19 protein-coding genes, 12 tRNA genes and 1 pseudogene are annotated in these 16168 nt (G+C 44.9%); 2 read left to right on the top strand and 30 right to left on the bottom strand.

The annotated features are described in order from the left end of the window. Nucleotides 1-92: 92 nt before the first annotated feature. From ABHN01_RS06470 to ABHN01_RS06410, 13 genes are all read right to left on the bottom strand, one after another. A tRNA-Ile gene (locus ABHN01_RS06470) sits at nucleotides 93-169 on the bottom strand. A gap of 12 nt (nucleotides 170-181) precedes the next feature. Then, nucleotides 182-255: transfer RNA gene (locus tag ABHN01_RS06465), tRNA-Gly, on the bottom strand. A 7-nt stretch (nucleotides 256-262) separates the two neighbouring features. Next, a tRNA-Pro gene (locus ABHN01_RS06460) sits at nucleotides 263-339 on the bottom strand. Between the two features lie 3 nt (nucleotides 340-342). Continuing rightward, a tRNA-Arg gene (locus tag ABHN01_RS06455) sits at nucleotides 343-419 on the bottom strand. 40 nt (nucleotides 420-459) lie between these two features. Then, nucleotides 460-545: transfer RNA gene (locus ABHN01_RS06450), tRNA-Leu, on the bottom strand. Between the two features lie 25 nt (nucleotides 546-570). After that, nucleotides 571-655, bottom strand: a tRNA-Leu gene (locus ABHN01_RS06445). A gap of 28 nt (nucleotides 656-683) precedes the next feature. After that, nucleotides 684-759, bottom strand: a tRNA-Lys gene (locus ABHN01_RS06440). Nucleotides 760-766: 7 nt separating this feature from the next. Continuing rightward, nucleotides 767-841 (bottom strand) — tRNA-Gln (locus tag ABHN01_RS06435). Between the two features lie 31 nt (nucleotides 842-872). Then, nucleotides 873-948, bottom strand: a tRNA-Asp gene (locus ABHN01_RS06430). 28 nt (nucleotides 949-976) lie between these two features. Then, nucleotides 977-1051: transfer RNA gene (locus ABHN01_RS06425), tRNA-Glu, on the bottom strand. Between the two features lie 5 nt (nucleotides 1052-1056). Next, a tRNA-Ser gene (locus ABHN01_RS06420) sits at nucleotides 1057-1147 on the bottom strand. 6 nt (nucleotides 1148-1153) lie between these two features. After that, nucleotides 1154-1228, bottom strand: a tRNA-Asn gene (locus ABHN01_RS06415). Between the two features lie 157 nt (nucleotides 1229-1385). Next, nucleotides 1386-1835, bottom strand: coding sequence for a SprT family protein (locus ABHN01_RS06410; RefSeq protein WP_429874867.1), 450 nt, complete (start codon nucleotides 1833-1835; stop codon nucleotides 1386-1388). A 97-nt stretch (nucleotides 1836-1932) separates the two neighbouring features. Here ABHN01_RS06410 and cmpA point away from each other — a divergent pair, with 97 nt between their 5' ends. After that, entirely contained in the window at nucleotides 1933-2067 is a 135-nt protein-coding gene (gene cmpA, locus ABHN01_RS06405; RefSeq protein WP_290402246.1) for a cortex morphogenetic protein CmpA, read from the top strand. A gap of 14 nt (nucleotides 2068-2081) precedes the next feature. On the opposite strand, the gene ABHN01_RS06400 is transcribed toward cmpA, so the two are convergent. The 15 genes from ABHN01_RS06400 to acpS all read right to left on the bottom strand — a co-directional run bounded on the left by ABHN01_RS06400 (nucleotide 2082) and on the right by acpS (nucleotide 13325). Further along, a complete protein-coding gene (locus tag ABHN01_RS06400) occupies nucleotides 2082-4262 on the bottom strand; it encodes a Tex family protein (protein WP_429874866.1) in 2181 nt (726 codons plus the stop codon). A 108-nt stretch (nucleotides 4263-4370) separates the two neighbouring features. Further along, nucleotides 4371-4550, bottom strand: a complete 180-nt coding sequence (locus tag ABHN01_RS06395; protein ID WP_429874865.1) for a hypothetical protein — start codon at nucleotides 4548-4550, stop codon at nucleotides 4371-4373. Between the two features lie 84 nt (nucleotides 4551-4634). After that, entirely contained in the window at nucleotides 4635-5243 is a 609-nt protein-coding gene (locus ABHN01_RS06390; RefSeq protein WP_290402243.1) for a PP2C family serine/threonine-protein phosphatase, read from the bottom strand. Further along, entirely contained in the window at nucleotides 5240-6031 is a 792-nt protein-coding gene (gene sigB, locus ABHN01_RS06385; protein ID WP_429874864.1) for an RNA polymerase sigma factor SigB, read from the bottom strand. The genes ABHN01_RS06390 and sigB overlap by 4 nt, the downstream gene beginning before the upstream one ends. Continuing rightward, a complete protein-coding gene (gene rsbW / locus ABHN01_RS06380) occupies nucleotides 5997-6479 on the bottom strand; it encodes an anti-sigma B factor RsbW (RefSeq protein WP_429874863.1) in 483 nt (160 codons plus the stop codon). Before rsbW ends, sigB begins: the two co-directional genes overlap by 35 nt. After that, nucleotides 6476-6808, bottom strand: a complete 333-nt coding sequence (locus tag ABHN01_RS06375; RefSeq protein ID WP_290402240.1) for an STAS domain-containing protein — start codon at nucleotides 6806-6808, stop codon at nucleotides 6476-6478. Before ABHN01_RS06375 ends, rsbW begins: the two co-directional genes overlap by 4 nt. Before the next feature lie 61 nt (nucleotides 6809-6869). After that, nucleotides 6870-7877, bottom strand: coding sequence for a PP2C family protein-serine/threonine phosphatase (locus tag ABHN01_RS06370; protein ID WP_429874862.1), 1008 nt, complete (start codon nucleotides 7875-7877; stop codon nucleotides 6870-6872). Between the two features lie 12 nt (nucleotides 7878-7889). Then, nucleotides 7890-8291 carry an anti-sigma regulatory factor gene (locus ABHN01_RS06365; RefSeq protein WP_290402238.1) on the bottom strand — a complete coding sequence of 134 codons (402 nt, stop codon included), beginning with the start codon at nucleotides 8289-8291 and terminating at the stop codon, nucleotides 7890-7892. A gap of 2 nt (nucleotides 8292-8293) precedes the next feature. Further along, entirely contained in the window at nucleotides 8294-8650 is a 357-nt protein-coding gene (locus ABHN01_RS06360) for an STAS domain-containing protein (RefSeq protein ID WP_007200230.1), read from the bottom strand. Nucleotides 8651-8662: 12 nt separating this feature from the next. Beyond that, nucleotides 8663-9481, bottom strand: a complete 819-nt coding sequence (locus ABHN01_RS06355; RefSeq protein ID WP_429874861.1) for an STAS domain-containing protein — start codon at nucleotides 9479-9481, stop codon at nucleotides 8663-8665. Between the two features lie 177 nt (nucleotides 9482-9658). Continuing rightward, the gene (ndoA, locus tag ABHN01_RS06350; RefSeq protein WP_007200228.1) at nucleotides 9659-10009 is read right to left on the bottom strand and encodes a type II toxin-antitoxin system endoribonuclease NdoA; all 351 of its coding nucleotides are present in this window, start codon (nucleotides 10007-10009) and stop codon (nucleotides 9659-9661) included. A 4-nt stretch (nucleotides 10010-10013) separates the two neighbouring features. After that, nucleotides 10014-10295, bottom strand: a complete 282-nt coding sequence (locus tag ABHN01_RS06345; protein ID WP_053356092.1) for a CopG family ribbon-helix-helix protein — start codon at nucleotides 10293-10295, stop codon at nucleotides 10014-10016. Nucleotides 10296-10482: 187 nt separating this feature from the next. Continuing rightward, nucleotides 10483-11613, bottom strand: a complete 1131-nt coding sequence (alr, locus tag ABHN01_RS06340) for an alanine racemase (protein WP_429874860.1) — start codon at nucleotides 11611-11613, stop codon at nucleotides 10483-10485. 159 nt (nucleotides 11614-11772) lie between these two features. Next, nucleotides 11773-12807, bottom strand: coding sequence for a LolA family protein (locus ABHN01_RS06335; protein WP_429874859.1), 1035 nt, complete (start codon nucleotides 12805-12807; stop codon nucleotides 11773-11775). Nucleotides 12808-12965: 158 nt separating this feature from the next. Further along, nucleotides 12966-13325, bottom strand: coding sequence for a holo-ACP synthase (gene acpS, locus ABHN01_RS06330; protein ID WP_429874858.1), 360 nt, complete (start codon nucleotides 13323-13325; stop codon nucleotides 12966-12968). Nucleotides 13326-13415: 90 nt separating this feature from the next. Here acpS and ABHN01_RS06325 point away from each other — a divergent pair, with 90 nt between their 5' ends. Next, complete coding sequence (locus tag ABHN01_RS06325; protein WP_429874857.1) at nucleotides 13416-14018, top strand: rhomboid family intramembrane serine protease; 603 nt, start codon at nucleotides 13416-13418, stop codon at nucleotides 14016-14018. Between the two features lie 224 nt (nucleotides 14019-14242). Here ABHN01_RS06325 and ABHN01_RS06320 read toward each other — a convergent pair. Next, nucleotides 14243-14532 (bottom strand): annotated as a pseudogene (locus ABHN01_RS06320) (antibiotic biosynthesis monooxygenase family protein). Between the two features lie 257 nt (nucleotides 14533-14789). Continuing rightward, complete coding sequence (locus tag ABHN01_RS06315) at nucleotides 14790-16010, bottom strand: D-alanyl-D-alanine carboxypeptidase family protein (protein ID WP_429874856.1); 1221 nt, start codon at nucleotides 16008-16010, stop codon at nucleotides 14790-14792. Nucleotides 16011-16168 lie beyond the last annotated feature (158 nt).

Genomic DNA, 16168 nt, shown 5'->3' with positions numbered 1-16168 from the left:
TTGGTTTTCAAAGAACATTTGTGCGTTGTTAGCGTAACTTTCTCATTATATCCATTGCAAGAGCGGATGTCAAGTACATAGCCCTTAAAAAATGGTGGGCCTAAATGGACTCGAACCATCGACCTCACGCTTATCAGGCGTGCGCTCTAACCAGCTGAGCTATAGGCCCAAAAAAATAAAATGGAGCGGGTGATGAGAATCGAACTCACGACCAGAGCTTGGAAGGCTCTTGTTTTACCACTAAACTACACCCGCGCAAAGATGGTCGGGAAGACAGGATTTGAACCTGCGACCCCCTGGTCCCAAACCAGGTGCTCTACCAAGCTGAGCCACTTCCCGTTATGGCGCGCCCTGAGAGATTCGAACTCCCGACCTTTTGATTCGTAGTCAAACACTCTATCCAGCTGAGCTAAGGGCGCATTTATTTGTTTCTGTATTTAAATGTTTATAAGAAGCTTTTGGTGCGGTCGAGAGGACTCGAACCTCCACGGGGTTGCCCCCACTAGCCCCTCAAGCTAGCGCGTCTGCCATTCCGCCACGACCGCAAAAGCAATTAAAGTTTTAAATAAATGGTGCGGGTGAAGGGACTCGAACCCCCACGTCATAAGACACTAGATCCTAAGTCTAGCGCGTCTGCCAATTCCGCCACACCCGCATGTGTGTTTGTGTTGCTGTATTTAAGATGGTGAGCCATGAAGGACTCGAACCTTCGACCCTCTGATTAAAAGTCAGATGCTCTACCGACTGAGCTAATGGCTCATGAAGATGGCTGGGCTAGCAGGATTCGAACCTACGAGTGACGGAGTCAAAGTCCGTTGCCTTACCACTTGGCTATAGCCCAATAATCATGATGTTTATATAGTTAAGAAAAATGGCGGACCCGACCGGGATCGAACCGGCGATCTCCTGCGTGACAGGCAGGCATGTTAACCGCTACACCACGAGTCCGTTATGTTAGTTTTGTAAGAAAATCGTTTGGTGACCCGTACGGGATTCGAACCCGTGTTACCGCCGTGAAAGGGCGGTGTCTTAACCGCTTGACCAACGGGCCACACATGGCAGAGAAGAAGGGATTCGAACCCTCGCGCCGCGTTAGCGACCTACTCCCTTAGCAGGGGAGCCCCTTGAGCCACTTGGGTACTTCTCTAAAATATGGCTCCACAGGTAGGACTCGAACCTACGACCGATCGGTTAACAGCCGATAGCTCTACCACTGAGCTACTGTGGAATGTGTTTTTGAGACATTTAATATCATACTTTGTTTAGCCTCAAAAGTCAATAGCTTTTTTAAAATTTTATTTTGTCTATGTAAGGACAAGATGTCTTTCAGCGACTTTATTAATCTAACACAGATCGGACTTGCCGGTCAATACTTTTTTTTGACTTTAAGTTAAAATCAATTTTCCTCTGCATTTGCCGCATACATATTTAGCGGTATTGACCTTGCGCTGGCGCCTGTATTGCTGATGGCAGTCTGAACATAAATAGAGATACTTATACGCCTGGACGTTTCTGGTTCCTGGCAGGGTTTCGCAATACCGAAGCCCGCCTACCTTGTGAAGAAGCTGTTTGAATTCAGGGTCCCGGTGTTTATATCCCCTTCCTTCTATATGCAAGTGGTAATGGCACAGCTCATGTTTAATGATGCCGGTCAGCGCGTCAATGCCGAATTCACTCAGCTGCTTGGGGTTGATCTCGATATCATGCGATCTCAGCAGATAGCGTCCGCCCGTGGTTCTTAGCCGGCCGTTAAAGCGGGCGGTATGCCGAAAGGGCTTATGAAAGGAATCCTGTGATATTTGTTCAACAAGAAGCTGAAGTTCCGATTGTTCCATTTCTTTTTCTTATTCCTCCTGAACGCAAAAAGTTGGTCACATCAACAAGCCATGAGACATAGACTAAATCACGCTTGAATAAGTGGAGGTTTTGTCTATGCCTACATGGTTTAAGAAGCAACTTAGAAAAGCCTACTATCAAAAGGACCGTTATCAGATCCGTCTTTTGAATCAATGCTGGTTTTTTTATAACCAAAAAAACTGTACGACTGAAAGCAAAAGTCTGCCCTGATCCGCTCAGCAGTCTTACTGGGCTTCCAGCGGCAGCATAGTAAGCGCCACTCTGCCTTTTGCAAGGTCGACGCTGTCGACCCATACGGTTACGACCTGGCCGACACTGACGACATCCATAGGATGCTTCACAAAGCGTTTAGCCAGTTTAGAAATATGCACCAGTCCATCCTGCTTCACGCCAATATCTACAAAAGCACCAAAGTCCACGACGTTACGGACCGTTCCTTCAAGCTCCATTCCTTTTTGCAGATCTTCCAGCTTTAATACATCGGTTTTCAGGAGCGGCTTCGATAATTCCTCACGAACATCCCGGTTAGGCCGCAATAAACCATCAATGATATCTTGAAGTGTCGGTTCCCCAATGTTTAATTTGGCTGCCATTGATTTTATATCGATGGTTTTCAGCTTGGACTTTAAACCATCCGAACCGATATCCTTCACATAGCTATCCATTTCTTTCAGCAGCTGCAGTGTCTCTTTATAGCTCTCAGGGTGAATCGCCGTTTGGTCAAGTGGATTCTTTCCGTCAGGAATGCGTAAAAATCCGATACACTGCTCATAGGTTTTCGCTCCGAGTCTCGGTATTTTCTTGAGTTCTTCCCGCTTTTCGAATTTCCCCTTTTCCTCTCTCGCCTTTACTATGTTCTGCGCCACCGTTTTGGACAAGCCTGCTACATATTGAAGAAGGGATGAGGAAGCGGTATTCACATTCACACCCACTTGGTTAACCGCTGTTTCGACGACAAAGGTTAACGATTCGTTGAGGCGTTTTTGTGAAACATCATGCTGATACTGCCCTACCCCAACAGACTTAGGATCGATCTTCACGAGTTCGGCCAGCGGGTCCTGCAGACGCCGGGCGATGGAGATCGCACTTCGTTCCTCGACTTGCAATTCCGGAAACTCCTCCCTTGCGATTGCAGAGGCTGAATAAACACTGGCACCCGCTTCGTTTACTATGATGTAGGAAACAGGCCCCTCAGTGCTTTTAATCGTATGAGCAATAAATTGCTCTGTTTCTCTGGATGCGGTTCCGTTTCCGATCGCGATGACATGGATGCCGTATTTTTTGATCAGCTCCTTGACCACTGCCTCGGATTTTTGCACTTCTGATCTTGGCGGAGTAGGATAGATCGTCTGTATATGAATCATTTTGCCCGTCTCGTCCACCACACCAAGCTTGCAGCCTGTCCGGTAAGCAGGGTCAACCCCTAGCACCATTCTTCCCTTTAAAGGGGATTGAAGAAGAAGGTTCCTCAAGTTCTCGGAAAAAATATGGATCGCCTGTTCCTCGCCCTTATCTGTAAGTTCATTGCGTATATCGCGTTCAATGGAAGAAGCAATCAGTCTTCGATAGCTGTCTTCAATGGCCTCTTTTAAGTATGGAACAGCCGGAGAGGATGATTTTTTGATCACACTTCGGTAAAGCCGTTCAATGATCTTCTCTGAAGGAGATTCGATATCCACCTTTAAAACGTCTTCCTTTTCCCCGCGATTTACGGCAAGAATACGGTGCGGAACGATCTTTTGAACGGGCTCGCTGTATTCATAATACATTTCATATACTTTTTTCTCATCCTCGCCATTTTTCTTTAGCGATGTCTGAAGTTTTCCTTCCTTAAACGTCAGTTCTCTGATCCAGGTTCGGATGGAAGCATCATCTGACAGCTGTTCTGCAATGATATCCTGTGCACCCGCTATGGCTTCTTCCGGTGTATGTACTTCTTTTTCTTCAGACAAAAACTCTCCGGCCTTCTCCAGCACATTGCCTTGCCAAGGCTGGCTCATCAGCCAATCAGCCAAAGGCTCAAGCCCTTTTTCTTTTGCCACAGTCGCACGGGTTCTTCGCTTTTGCTTGTAGGGGCGATAAAGGTCTTCGATTTCCTGAAGTTTTTTTGCATTTGTAATGGATGCAGCCAGATCATCCGTCAGTTTTCCCTGTTCACCGATCAGACGAAGTACTTCCTCTTTGCGTTCCTTCAGGTTTTCGGAATAATGCCATCTATCCATGATTTCTTTGATTTGAACTTCATCCAGTCCGCCTGTCAGCTCTTTTCGGTACCTGGCAATAAAGGGGACCGTATTTCCGTCTTTTAATAAATCGATCACGTTTACGACTTGTTTTTGTTTGATCCCGATTTCTTTTGCAATTTCCGAATAGCCAATATCCGCTTTTTCGATTGTTCCTTCCAATAGAAGTACCCCTTTCATTACTGTAAAAATATCGTGTACTCTTCTAGTTTAACACTTTCCCATCGTTTTAAGAAAACGTGAGCGAGGCAATAAAAAAGGCACCTGTTTTTACAGGTGCTCAATCTCCTCTTCCTCTATGACGCGGGATGCATGAGTGGAACGATATTGGCGGCTGACAGACGGGCTTTCCAAAACAATTTCTGTTCTTTTGGCCACGCTGACGTAACGTACAACGTAGTAAAAAGCAATCAGACCAAGGGCAATCCAAATCCAAAAACCAGGATTCAACACACATCACCCCTTTTCAATTAGTATATGAAGATCCATCCTAAATACCACAAAAAAAAGCCGAGACACAATGCTCGGCTTCAATCATGCATGTGATACTTTTCCCACGAGACAGGTAGCATCATCAATTAATTTTTGAGATAAGTTTCCAAGATAAGCCGCAGACTCTTTGGGCGAAACCATGTTCGTCAAGATGATACGGCTTTGTGTGTGAATTTCCATTCCATCAGAATAAATAATAAAAGCGGTCTGATCATCGAAAGGAAATTGCTGGATTCGGAACTTCTGCGGTTTCCCGGAAAGAAAACCTACAGTTGGAAGGGGATAAATCAGCTTGCGGTCTTTCCCTGCCATCATAAACCGAATATTTCCGATGCCGGCATAATAGACCGTTCGCTGCTGGAAATCGATCTTAAAGATGGAAAGAACCGCTCCGCGCGTTCCCCTCAGTTCCTCGTTACACACCTGCATGAGCGACTCAACATCTAATTGATGATTCTGCTCAACTGCAGTAACAGCGGCCTGAGAAGCCATTTTCGCCATACTTCCGCTCCCCAGTCCATCCGCGACTGCACAAATAAAATAATCACGGGTTTCCGTGACATAAAAACTATCTCCGCATAAATCATTCCCATTCTTAGGCTTTTGAAAAGAAGAGACAGCTATTTTGTCATAGGAATAGTCCTGGATCATTTTAAAGCCTCCGATGGTTCAACGCGAATTGCTTCCCGAAGTTTTTCAAGTGCTCTCCGTTGCAAGCGAGAAACATGCATTTGTGAAATATCAAGCCTTTCTCCTGTTTCTTTCTGGCTTAAATTTTCAAAGTACGTACATTTCAATATCTCTTGTTCTCTTTCAGAAAGAACGGCAAAAGCCTTCTGTAAGAGCATCCTTTTATCTATCTGATCAAAGCCCGCATCCTGTGACCCGACGAGGTCAAGCAAAGTTACCGTGCTTCCTTCCTGATCGGCTTCAATGGAACTGTCGACCGAAAGAGCCTGGTAGCTTTTGCCCATCTCCATCGTCTCCAGCACTTCCTCCTCCGTAACCTCCAGGTAATCGGCAATTTCCTGGATTTTCGGTGATCGCTGAAGCTGGTTCGTCAATTCTTCTACGGCTTTTTTAATACGCGGCCCAAGCTCTTTAATTCGTCTCGGTACGTGTACACTCCAGGTTTTATCCCGGATAAACCGTTTGATTTCACCAATGATGGTTGGAACGGCAAAAGATTCAAACGAACGGCCAAAGTCGGGATCATATCTGCGGAGTGCAGCAAGCAGTCCGATCATGCCGACCTGAACTAAATCATCATGAATGCTTTTTCCCTTTGAAAACTTCCGTGCAAGAGAATGGACAAGATCTTGGTACTGCTGCACGAGTTTCGTTTGCAGAATTTCGTTTTGCGGGTCGTTCTGAAGCTCATCTATCCACTGATAAACTTCCTCTTTATTGTGTAGGTGCTGGTGAGGTCCTGTCGACATTTTCCTCCACCTCATCTCTGTGAAGATACTTCGTCATCATTACGATTACACCCGCTTCACCGCTGATTTCCACTTTATCCATCAATGATTCAATTAGGAAGAGGCCCAGACCTCCTTCGTTCAATTGTTCTACGGATTTTCCTTCAACAGGTCCGAGTGATTCGTTCACATCATCATAATCGAAACTCTTCCCATGGTCCACAACCATAATTTCGAGCCGGTCATCGTATACGCCACAGCCAATTCGGATTTGTCCTTTTTCTGACTCCGTGTACGCATGATTCACTGCATTCGTACAGGCTTCTGAAACAGCGATTTTAATATCTTCTATTTCATCAAAAGCAAAACCCATCCGGTTGGCAATACCAGATATCGTCAGACGCACCACTCCGACATAGTCGGGTTTGGCGGGTACGGTCATTTCGATAAAATCAGAGGCTTTATTCATCTGGCCTCCCCCTTTACCTCATTGTCTATATCCATAACCTCAGTCAGGCCGGTAATTTCAAACAAGCGTCTCACTCGGTCCGTCATTCCGCGCAGCTTTAACGTGCTTTCGTTCTTTTTGGTCGACTTTAAAGCTCCGACGAAAATCCCAAGCCCAGTGCTATCCATATACTCAATGTGCTGAAGATCGATGATGATTTGCACATTTTCCACCTCAGTCAGAGGAACCAGCACTTCTTTTAGCTTTGGTGCAGTGTACGCGTCTACTTCTCCGGCTAGTAATAAATAATGAATTCCATTGTTCTCTTCATGTTTGATTTGCAGATTCATCTTTTTCCCCCCAGGATATTATCATAAACCCATAAAATTATTTACCCTTTTCGAAAAACGGTCAAACCCTTCTTTTTAAAATAATAAGTGTAAAGTCATCTCGTAGTTCAAATTCCTGAAGTCTCTCAAGCTCTGCAAACACACAGTCCACGATTTCCTGTGCAGGCTTATGCATATTCTCACGAATCAAGCCGACGATTTCATCTCTTTCAATAAATCCTTTGCTGGTGCGGCACTCTGTCACACCGTCAGAAAGCAGAATGATCATATCACCCGGGTCGACCTGCTTTTCAAATTCCTTGTATTTCGTTGTACGGGAAACACCCAAAACGAGCCCTTTGGCAAACATGTCCTCAAACTTATCATTCGCCGCTTTATAAAAAAAGCCAGGTTCGTGTCCCGCACCGGCAAAATAAAACTTATGGACATCTGTGTCATAAAGCCCATACAACATAGTGATAAACATGTTAGGATGCACGTTTTGTTCCACAACTCTATTTAAATTTTCAAGCAGCAGGTTAGGCTGCATCCGCTGCTCAGGCAGACTGTCCATGGCATATTTGATCATGGACATGCAGAGCGCAGCCGGAATCCCCTTGCCGATAATATCTGCCACTGCAACGCTGATTGATTTATCGTCTTTCACAAAATTAAAGTAATCACCGTTCATCTTCTTGGCCGGGACGCTGATCACCCCGATATCCAGAGAGTCCACGTCAGGCACATCGCTGAGCAGAAGGGTTTGCTGCATGCTCGCCGCCACTTCTATTTCCGATTCAAGCTGGCGCTGACGGGTCCTTAAACTCTGATGCTCCCGATATGCGAACCCATATCCGATCATGACTTCCAGAAGAAAATCAAAGGAATCCCTCATTCCTTCTGACATGTCGGGGAAAAGTTCACTCAGCACATTCACGTGATGGCTGATCACGTCATCGGGTGAGATCTGCTGCTCAATCAGTTTCCTGCTAAATTGCTGGCCTTTATATAATGCAGTCTCGCTTTTCCCTTTAAGATAGGTAGTCAGCAAGTCTTTATATCGATCGATGATCATTTCTCTGTCGTTCATTTAAAACCCCTCCTAACGAAGCCACTTCGTCGCAAGGATTTCCGTCCCGCTGTCAAGCGTAGAATCAATGGAGAACTCGTCCATTAAACGCTTCACTCCAGGGAGTCCAGCACCCAGTCCGCCAGAAGTCGTATATCCATCCTCCATAACCTTGCGGATGTCCCGGATTCCAGGGCCGTTATCCACGGCGATGATGCGGAGCCCTTTTCTTCCCATCTGTTCTACAGGCTCGAGGCAAATCTTTCCGTTGCCGGCGTACAAATAAATATTACGGGCTAACTCAGAAATGGCGGTCGTAATACGAGCCTGGTCCACATTGCCAAACCCCAGTTCTTTTGCCATGTTTCTGCCTAACTGCCGGGCACTGACGATATCCCATTCATTGCAAACCTCTACACAGGATTGGATGTCCATGCTCATCCCTCCAGTTCCAGTCGCAATTTATCAAGCCCTTGTTCAAGATCAAGTGCTGTTGGAACCTCTCTCATCGAAATCCCCAGATCAATCAAAGTAATGGCTACCGCGGGCTGAATACCAGTCAGAACGACTTGCGCTCCCATCAGTTTTGACATGCGGACGACATCTCCCAGTACTTTTGCGATAAAGGAATCGATCATATCTACGGAAGTCAGGTCAATAACTACACCTTTTGCGCCGGTGTCATGAATTTTATTCAGAAGATCTTCCTGAAACTGTAGAGCTGTCTGATCGTCGAGCTCTACTTGAATCGTAATAAGAAGATACTCATGCAGTTTCAAAATAGGAATTCTCATTTTCCCCACTCCCTATTTTTCTTTAACGATTTGTTGGTTTGTGATTTCCAGAGCTCTTTCCATCCCTTTTTGCAATGTGCTTTTTGTAGGGAATAAGCTTAAATCAATGCCGAGACTTACAATCGTCTGTGCAATTTCCGGCCTGATCCCTACCAGAATACAAGTGGAGCCAAGAAGCCTGACTGCATCGGCTGCCTGGATGATATGGTGAGCCACCATTGTATCGACAACGGGGACGCCAGTAATATCAATAAGAACTACTTCAGAACGGTATTGAATAACGCCTTCAAGCAAATTCTCCATGATCCGTTTTGCACGTTCGGTATCAATGGTTCCGATCAGCGGCATGACACTGATGTTCTGGAATACCGGAATAAGCGGTGCTGATAATTCGAGCAACGCTGATTTTTGAATGGAAACGGTCCGCTCCCATATCTGAGAAGAATTTTGAACCATTGAATGTAAAATAGGATCCATCCAGCGGTCGAGTTCCCTATATATATCTACTGCGGTATCCTTTTCAAGGTTTTCTTCCTGAAAGATCATCTCCAGAATGATCCTGCGGAAAGACTGAAGACCCTGTGTCAAATATTCAAGAGACATGTTTGACCGCAGTACTTTATCGAAAAAACGTTCCAATGTTCCATCTGCTGAAATATCCCCATGGCTGATATGATGGATGAGCAAAGATAAAAATTCGTTGTTCAGCTGACTATACATATGGGGTGTCATTATGCTTGTCTGACTTTTGAAAGCATCAAGCTCTCTGGACCAAAGCTTATCTATTTCATTGCGGTTATTTTTAATAATATTGATGATGGCCGCGTTCATCCTATACCCCCTTATGATCGGCATCGGTACACTATGTTTATTATTCCATTTCTCACTCATTCTTGCAATCTTTTGCTATATAGTTCGCCCGCAATACCCAAAAGCTGTGCATTTTTCGGAAGTAAATGATTCCCAATGAAAAAAACTGCCAATTCCCAAGGAGAAACGGCAGTTTTTTTAAAAGTCAATAAGACCAAGACTAATTTGTAACGCTTCATCAACGCGACGCATCATCTCATCATCAAGATGCGTAATTTTGTCGGTCAGCCTTTGTTTATCTATCGTACGAATTTGCTCCAGCAAGATGACAGAATCCCGTTCGAATCCGTACTTCTTCGCATTGATCTCCACATGCGTCGGCAGTTTCGCCTTTTGGATTTGAGCGGTTATGGCTGCGACAATAACAGTAGGACTAAATCGGTTACCGATATCATTTTGAATGATCAAGACCGGCCTGATTCCCCCTTGTTCCGATCCGACAACCGGGGAAAGATCTGCAAAGTAAACGTCTCCGCGTTTAACGATCAACTGGCTACACCCCGCTAACTAAGCGGTCTAAGGTAATTTCAGCTTCCTCCTCTAAAAGAAAGGCTTCTGATGCAATGTTCAAATTGATTTTTGCCATTTCCATATAACCCTGTCTCATAGATTCACGAATGTGACGTTTCTTCTTCTCGCGGATATACATCTTTGTTGCTTGATGTATAAATTCGCTGCGGTCCAAATTCTCATTCTTAATCATTCGGTCTACCTCATTGATAATCTGTTGAGGAAGACTAATTACAATCCTCTTTGTGTTAGCCAATTCGGACACACCTACACCTCCAGAGCAAAGCATTTCAGCAATTTGCTACGATCATTCTTAACCAAATATAATCTTATCACTTCAGATAAGGGTTTGCAAAACGATTTCAGAGTAAATATTCTTCAAGTTTTTTAATAGTCCTGCTAATATTCTGCTAAAAATTTAAAATTACATTCATTTTTTATAAAATTCGACCTTACTTTTTATAAATACGGGGTACACGGCCTGTAATTAAACAGGGAATTTCGTAGTTTATCGTACCGATTTGCGCCGCAAGATCATCTATAGCAATCTTCTCGTCCCCCTGGCGGCCGATCAGCGTCACCAGCTCGCCTGCCTCCATTTCATAAGGAAGCCGGATCATGCATTGATCCATACAGATCCTTCCTGCAAACGGAACCCTCTCTCCCCGGACCAATGCGTGCCCGTTCTCGGCATAACGCCTCATCCAGCCGTCAGCATAACCGATCGGAAGGGTGCCGATCCACTCTTCTTCTTTGGCGGTATACGCTGCTCCATAACTTATCGTATCTCCCGGCTGAACTTTTTTCACATGAACAAGCCGTGTGTGAAGTGAGAAGGCTTCCTTCAATGGAATAGGCAGCACGCTCTTTAGTTCTGGTGAAGGTGCAAGTCCGTACATCGAGATTCCGATTCTTACTATATTAAATAGTCTCTCAGGAAACCTTAGTGAAGCCGCGCTGTTTCCGCAATGGACGAGGGACGGCGATGCACCTGTTTGGCGAACCCATTCCAGACTCTTGTCAAACCTTTGAAATTGTTTGTCTACCAGATCGGATTCCAGTTCATCTGCCGTTGCAAAATGCGTAAACACGCCTTCAAGACAGAACTGAGGATCGTTCTCTATTCTTAAAGCGAGACGTTTCGTTTCCTCCTCTTCCCTCGTTCCAATCCGCCCCATTCCTGTATCAATTTTAAGGTGAAGATTGACCTTCTCCTGTCCTTGAAGCCGGGCAGAAGCCTCCTCCACCCAGTCTTCCTGAAAAACGGTTAGGGAAATATGATATTCTGCGGCGAGCGGTGCATCTTCCGGTCTTGTCCGGCCGAGTACGAGAATCGGCGCCTCGATGCCTTGTTGTCGAAGAGACAGAGCTTCATCCAGCAATGCTACCGCCAGATAGGAGGCTCCGGCATCAAGTGAGGCAAGGGCGACAGGCAATGCCCCATGTCCATAGCCGTCCGCTTTAACGACAGCCATAATTTCAGTTCCATCTGCCAGAAGGCCGCTGAATGATCGAATATTATCCCTTATGCAGGACAGATCAACCTCTGCCCAAGTGTCTCTGTAAAACTCCCGAGTATCCAAACAAATCCGTCCCATCTATCTGTACTATCTCTAAGTTCTTCCATTAGAAAATCATCTATTCGTTATTCTACAGCAAACCCTCCATTTTCGTAAGGGCTAATACAGAATAAAAAAGGCTGATTCACAAAGTGCGAAATCAGCCATGCTCTTTATTTGCTATTATTTTGATCCTTGTGCAGACACAGAGCGGGCGATCGCCATCAGTTCTTCCTGGCCAAGTGAGTTGGATGCGAGGAAAAAGTTCACTCCCTTATACGTCCATGAAATGGATTTATCATTCATGGCGCCCACCGTGTAGCCAAGATCGACCGGTTCTCCTCCTGGCATCGTCAGCCTTTCCGGTTTCCCTGCGGCTGTCTGTACCGCTTCATGTTTACTTTCGATCAGTGTAAAGGATTTTTTATTGTTTTCATCAGTAAAACTTAGAATCACCTTTTTTCCATCGGCCAAGGTGACTTCTTTTTCGTTCGTTAATTCAATATTCCCTGGGCCGCTGTATTTCGGATACAGGACTTCCATTGCTTTTGGGCTGCTCGACTGGCTCATTGCCGGCAGCTCCAGCTGAGCGCCTGTCATGTTGGTTTCCATATCAAAAGCGCCTTTATCAAACTTCGCATTAAACTTTACGTTGGAGAATTGGAGCTTTACCAGTTCCTTGGCATCCTTATCCATGACCCTTACCTTTTGTGGCGCCAAGTCCTTATTGAGCGTAATTTCCTGCTGATACAGGTTTTTGTTTTGATAGTTTGTTTTTGTATGGAAGACATACGAATTTTCCTTGGCTTTGAACCCTCTGTCTGTGTCATTCAGGATATCTGCTGCCAGCGATTCGAACAAATACACCTGGCTGTTATTTTCCGGCCAGTCGCTTTGGAACCTGAAACTTTTATTCAGGGCAGGCGTTAATACGAAGACACCTTCTTTGTTCCTTAAAATCATCTGGCTTTGATCCTTCTTCGCGTTTTTTAGATTTACACGATAGAAGTTCGGTTTCTTATGCCACACTTCCAGCTGATATCGAATCGGCTTCTCGCCCGTATTCAGCGTCATGACGGCATCGGCTTTGTATCCCGTCATTTCCTCCATCTTCTTATCCAGCGACGTTACTACATCTTCCTGGCTTTTCGCTCCGCAGCCCGCCAATCCGAATATGAATAGAAACGCCATCAAGGTGATTGACAGTGTCTTCTTCATGTTCTTATCCCCTTTGCCCTTTATTTTACAAAGGAAGGGCATCCTGCATTTAACCGCTCAAACAAGCAAACAGGATGTCCTTCCCGACCGCATTACAATATATGTGGGCAGATGGGACAATATGCAGACTAGCATGACGAGCCTTGAAAAATCACTTCTTACTCCGGAGGAGCCTCCACCACGACCTGGGCCACCGCAAACTCCCTGGAATGCGAGATGGAAAGATGGATGATTTGATCTGATGTGCCCAATATGACGGGCTTTCCGTTATCATTTTTAGTTACTTCGATATCCTGCCATGACAGATGCTTTCCGATTCCTGTACCCATTGCCTTTGCATAGGCCTCTTTGGCCGCAAAACGCCCTGCAAGAAATTCCGCCTGCCTCCTTCCTTTTAAAAGGCCAAATGTTTTCAGCTCATTCTCCGTGAGGATCCTGCGTGGAAACCGGGCTTGCTTTTGGCAGGCCTTTCCGATCCGTTCTATCTCCACAATGTCAATTCCCGTGCCAATAATCATCAGTGCATCCTTTCTTGCCGCTTTTCATAGTTCTTATTTGTATTGCCGTTGTGCTAAGATAAATATACTACATACAGGTGGTGATGCTGGTTGTTTGTCAGGGAGGAAAATTTTAAGACGTTCATCAGGCTTTATCCTGTTGTTTCCATCATAACAGCTCTTCATTTGATCATTTTTCTCCTGCTTAATATTGGGCCGCAGGCAGAGTTTCTCTATTATTATTTCGCGGGCTCTAACTATTACATCTCACAGGGAGAATATTGGCGCCTTGCTACACCGATTATTACACACGTAAGTCTTACCCACATGCTGTTTAATACATTTTCCCTTGTCATTTTCGGTCCTGCCCTCGAGAGGATTCTCGGCAAAGGGAAATTTTTGATCGGTTATATGGGGGCCGGGATCCTGGCAGATCTGGCAACCTATCTTATCCTTCCCCTTAACTTTGCGCATATCGGAGCATCAGGCGCCATTTTCGGCCTGTTCGGCATCTATCTTTATTTGATGTATGCACGCAAAGAATACTTGGGCGCCGGCAATCGTCAGATTTTGCTTGTCGTCCTCATCTTCAGCTTGATCACCACATTTACTACGGAAGGAATCAACATATACGGCCATCTATTCGGCCTCATCGCCGGTGCTGCACTCGCTCCCATTTTAATGGCGTTCGTACGAAAGCATAAATACCGGTAAAAAAAACGAAAAGACACCAAGAAGGGATTTTACTTCCTTACTGGTGTCTTTTTTATAGATACTTTTTCATCGCCTCCTGCAGTGTCGACAAGAAAGAGAAATCCGCATCTGCATGTAGCTCGTTCATTTGTCTCGCATGTTCTGGCTTCACTCCGACAATGACAAATGGACATGTGGTCTGCATAAAAAAGGATCAGAACAATAGAGTGCTTGAGGACATGGTGTTATTGCCGGACCGCAGGAACAATGCCTGCCAGTTCCTGGTCGGGGTATTTTTTCTCCATTTCATGAATCTCTTTAAACTCCTGGCTTCTTACCCACCCTTAAATAACGCTCTTTCGTATCAAACGTTAATTGGACGGTAATTTCACCAGGGCTTTTGTCGTTTTTGAAGCAGCAGGAAATTTTGAAACCCTTTTGCCTCATCTACACGCCGAGATCTGTTCTTATATATGCTGATCACTTCTTCTGCCTTTTCTTCCGGCACTGCAAAAGTGGAATGGACAATATACAAAGTGTCATCATTAGCTACTACAATGTTCAACCAGTCACACTTTCATCGTAAAAAAAGAGAGGTTGTCCTCTCTTTTGATCGACTCACGCTATATTTTTTCAATTGCCGAGCGACAGAATGGCTGTCATCATCAGCAAAAGAAACACCGTTACAACGAGTATCCTGATTTTCGTATTGATATCCATAAAACCCACCTATCAGCACCCTTATTTTTTCTTCTATTATATCTCTTTCGGCTTACCTGTCCAAAGAAGGTGTCATTTAACATACGTATAATTCTTGGACAGCCTCTTCATCCGCTGTGCTTTTCTCTTTTTCTTCCTCATGCGAACGATAACCATACACGAAACAAGAAGCAGAAAAAGACTGTAAAAGAAGACTGCTGTTCTTGTAGTTAATTGCAGCGGCGTTATTTCTTTTACTTTTTGAGCCGTGCTTGAAGCCATTCTGCTGGTGGCCTTCTTGGGACTTGGATGGAACAGCTTTACTGTGGCCAATTCTTTGCCATTACCGTCCTGCACCCTTAAATCCCCATTTGAAAAAACCTTTTTTGTATAATGCTCTCCCATGGGCAGGGTAAATTCAAGATCTTTTTTCAATGCATGTTCTTTTCCAGTGCTGTCCTCAATCTTCGTTCCTTTGGAAAGCTTTTGCCTCTGAAAGTGTGTGAATCCATACTCAAAAAGCGAAATGGTATCTCTGTAGGCAGCCTTGGAAGATGGTGCCTTTAAGACCACCGCAATGAAATCCATTCCATTTCTCGAAACGGAAGTCACCAGCGTATGCTTCGCTTGACTGACATACCCGTTTTTGACACCTGTTACTCCCGGGTAATCCCAAAGAAGACGATGGTGATTGACGAGCGTCGTATCCCACCCTTTTACATGCCAGGGGAGATTTTTTATACTTACAATTCTTTGAAATTCTTTATTTTTCATGGCGACCTGCGTAATCTTGGCCATGTCCTCTGCCGTCGTATAGTGTTCAGGATCATATAATCCATTAGGCGTTACAAAATGGGTATGGACTGCTCCCGCCTTTTTTGCAAATTCGTTCATCTGATCGGCAAATGAAGGTATGTCTCCTGCAAGATACTCTGCGATGGCTACCGCTGCGTCATTCCCGGAGTTTACCATCATCCCTTCGACAAGCTTTCTTAACGGAAGCTGTTCCCCCTCGGATAAATAAACCCTTGTGCCGTCTGTAAGGGTGGCGTCCCTGCTCACTGTTACCATTTCATCCATCTTACCGGACTCGATGGCAAGGATGGCAGTTACAATCTTGGTAATGCTCGCAGGATACATCTTCTTGCTGTCCTTTTTATTATAAAGAACGTTGCCTGTTTTCTGATCAATCAGGATGGCGGTCTTGCTTTTCACTTGCGGTGCTTCCTGCATGCTGGCGTGCGCAGGCAAAGCTGGTGCCAGAATTCCTGAAACCAAACTTAAGGACAAAAGGGTTTGAAAAATTTTCTTCATTCGCCGCTGACAACTCCCGTCTACATACTCCCTATAACTGTTCGAACGAAATATCCTACTATTAATGGTAAGTTTGTTGGTTTTTAATTGAAATTTTTTTCCGATAGGTTTAACCGTCGACAAAAGCAGACAAATTCTTTTTTTCTATCGGAGGATTG

Source organism: Fictibacillus sp. NRS-1165 (assembly GCF_050468105.1).
Lineage (GTDB): Bacteria > Bacillota > Bacilli > Bacillales > Fictibacillaceae > Fictibacillus_C > Fictibacillus_C terrinigri.
The sequence above is the reverse complement of the archived record's forward strand: the minus strand, read 5'-3'. Positions and strand labels throughout refer to the sequence as shown.

Bases quoted from the DNA above. Each gene is read 5' to 3' on its own strand.
- ABHN01_RS06375 (WP_290402240.1), bottom strand. From the start codon at position 6,808: ATGAATCTGCAAATCAAACATGAAGAGAACAATGGAATTCATTATTTA.
- sigB (WP_429874864.1), bottom strand. From the start codon at position 6,031: ATGTCGACAGGACCTCACCAGCACCTACACAATAAAGAGGAAGTTTAT.
- cmpA (WP_290402246.1), top strand. From the start codon at position 1,933: ATGCCTACATGGTTTAAGAAGCAACTTAGAAAAGCCTACTATCAAAAG.
- rsbW (WP_429874863.1), bottom strand. From the start codon at position 6,479: ATGAATAAAGCCTCTGATTTTATCGAAATGACCGTACCCGCCAAACCC.
- ABHN01_RS06355 (WP_429874861.1), bottom strand. From the start codon at position 9,481: ATGAACGCGGCCATCATCAATATTATTAAAAATAACCGCAATGAAATA.
- acpS (WP_429874858.1), bottom strand. From the start codon at position 13,325: ATGATTATTGGCACGGGAATTGACATTGTGGAGATAGAACGGATCGGA.
- ABHN01_RS06315 (WP_429874856.1), bottom strand. From the start codon at position 16,010: ATGAAGAAAATTTTTCAAACCCTTTTGTCCTTAAGTTTGGTTTCAGGA.
- ABHN01_RS06360 (WP_007200230.1), bottom strand. From the start codon at position 8,650: ATGAGAATTCCTATTTTGAAACTGCATGAGTATCTTCTTATTACGATT.
- ABHN01_RS06335 (WP_429874859.1), bottom strand. From the start codon at position 12,807: ATGAAGAAGACACTGTCAATCACCTTGATGGCGTTTCTATTCATATTC.
- ABHN01_RS06410 (WP_429874867.1), bottom strand. From the start codon at position 1,835: ATGGAACAATCGGAACTTCAGCTTCTTGTTGAACAAATATCACAGGAT.
- ABHN01_RS06390 (WP_290402243.1), bottom strand. From the start codon at position 5,243: ATGATCCAGGACTATTCCTATGACAAAATAGCTGTCTCTTCTTTTCAA.
- ABHN01_RS06370 (WP_429874862.1), bottom strand. From the start codon at position 7,877: ATGAACGACAGAGAAATGATCATCGATCGATATAAAGACTTGCTGACT.
- ABHN01_RS06365 (WP_290402238.1), bottom strand. From the start codon at position 8,291: ATGGACATCCAATCCTGTGTAGAGGTTTGCAATGAATGGGATATCGTC.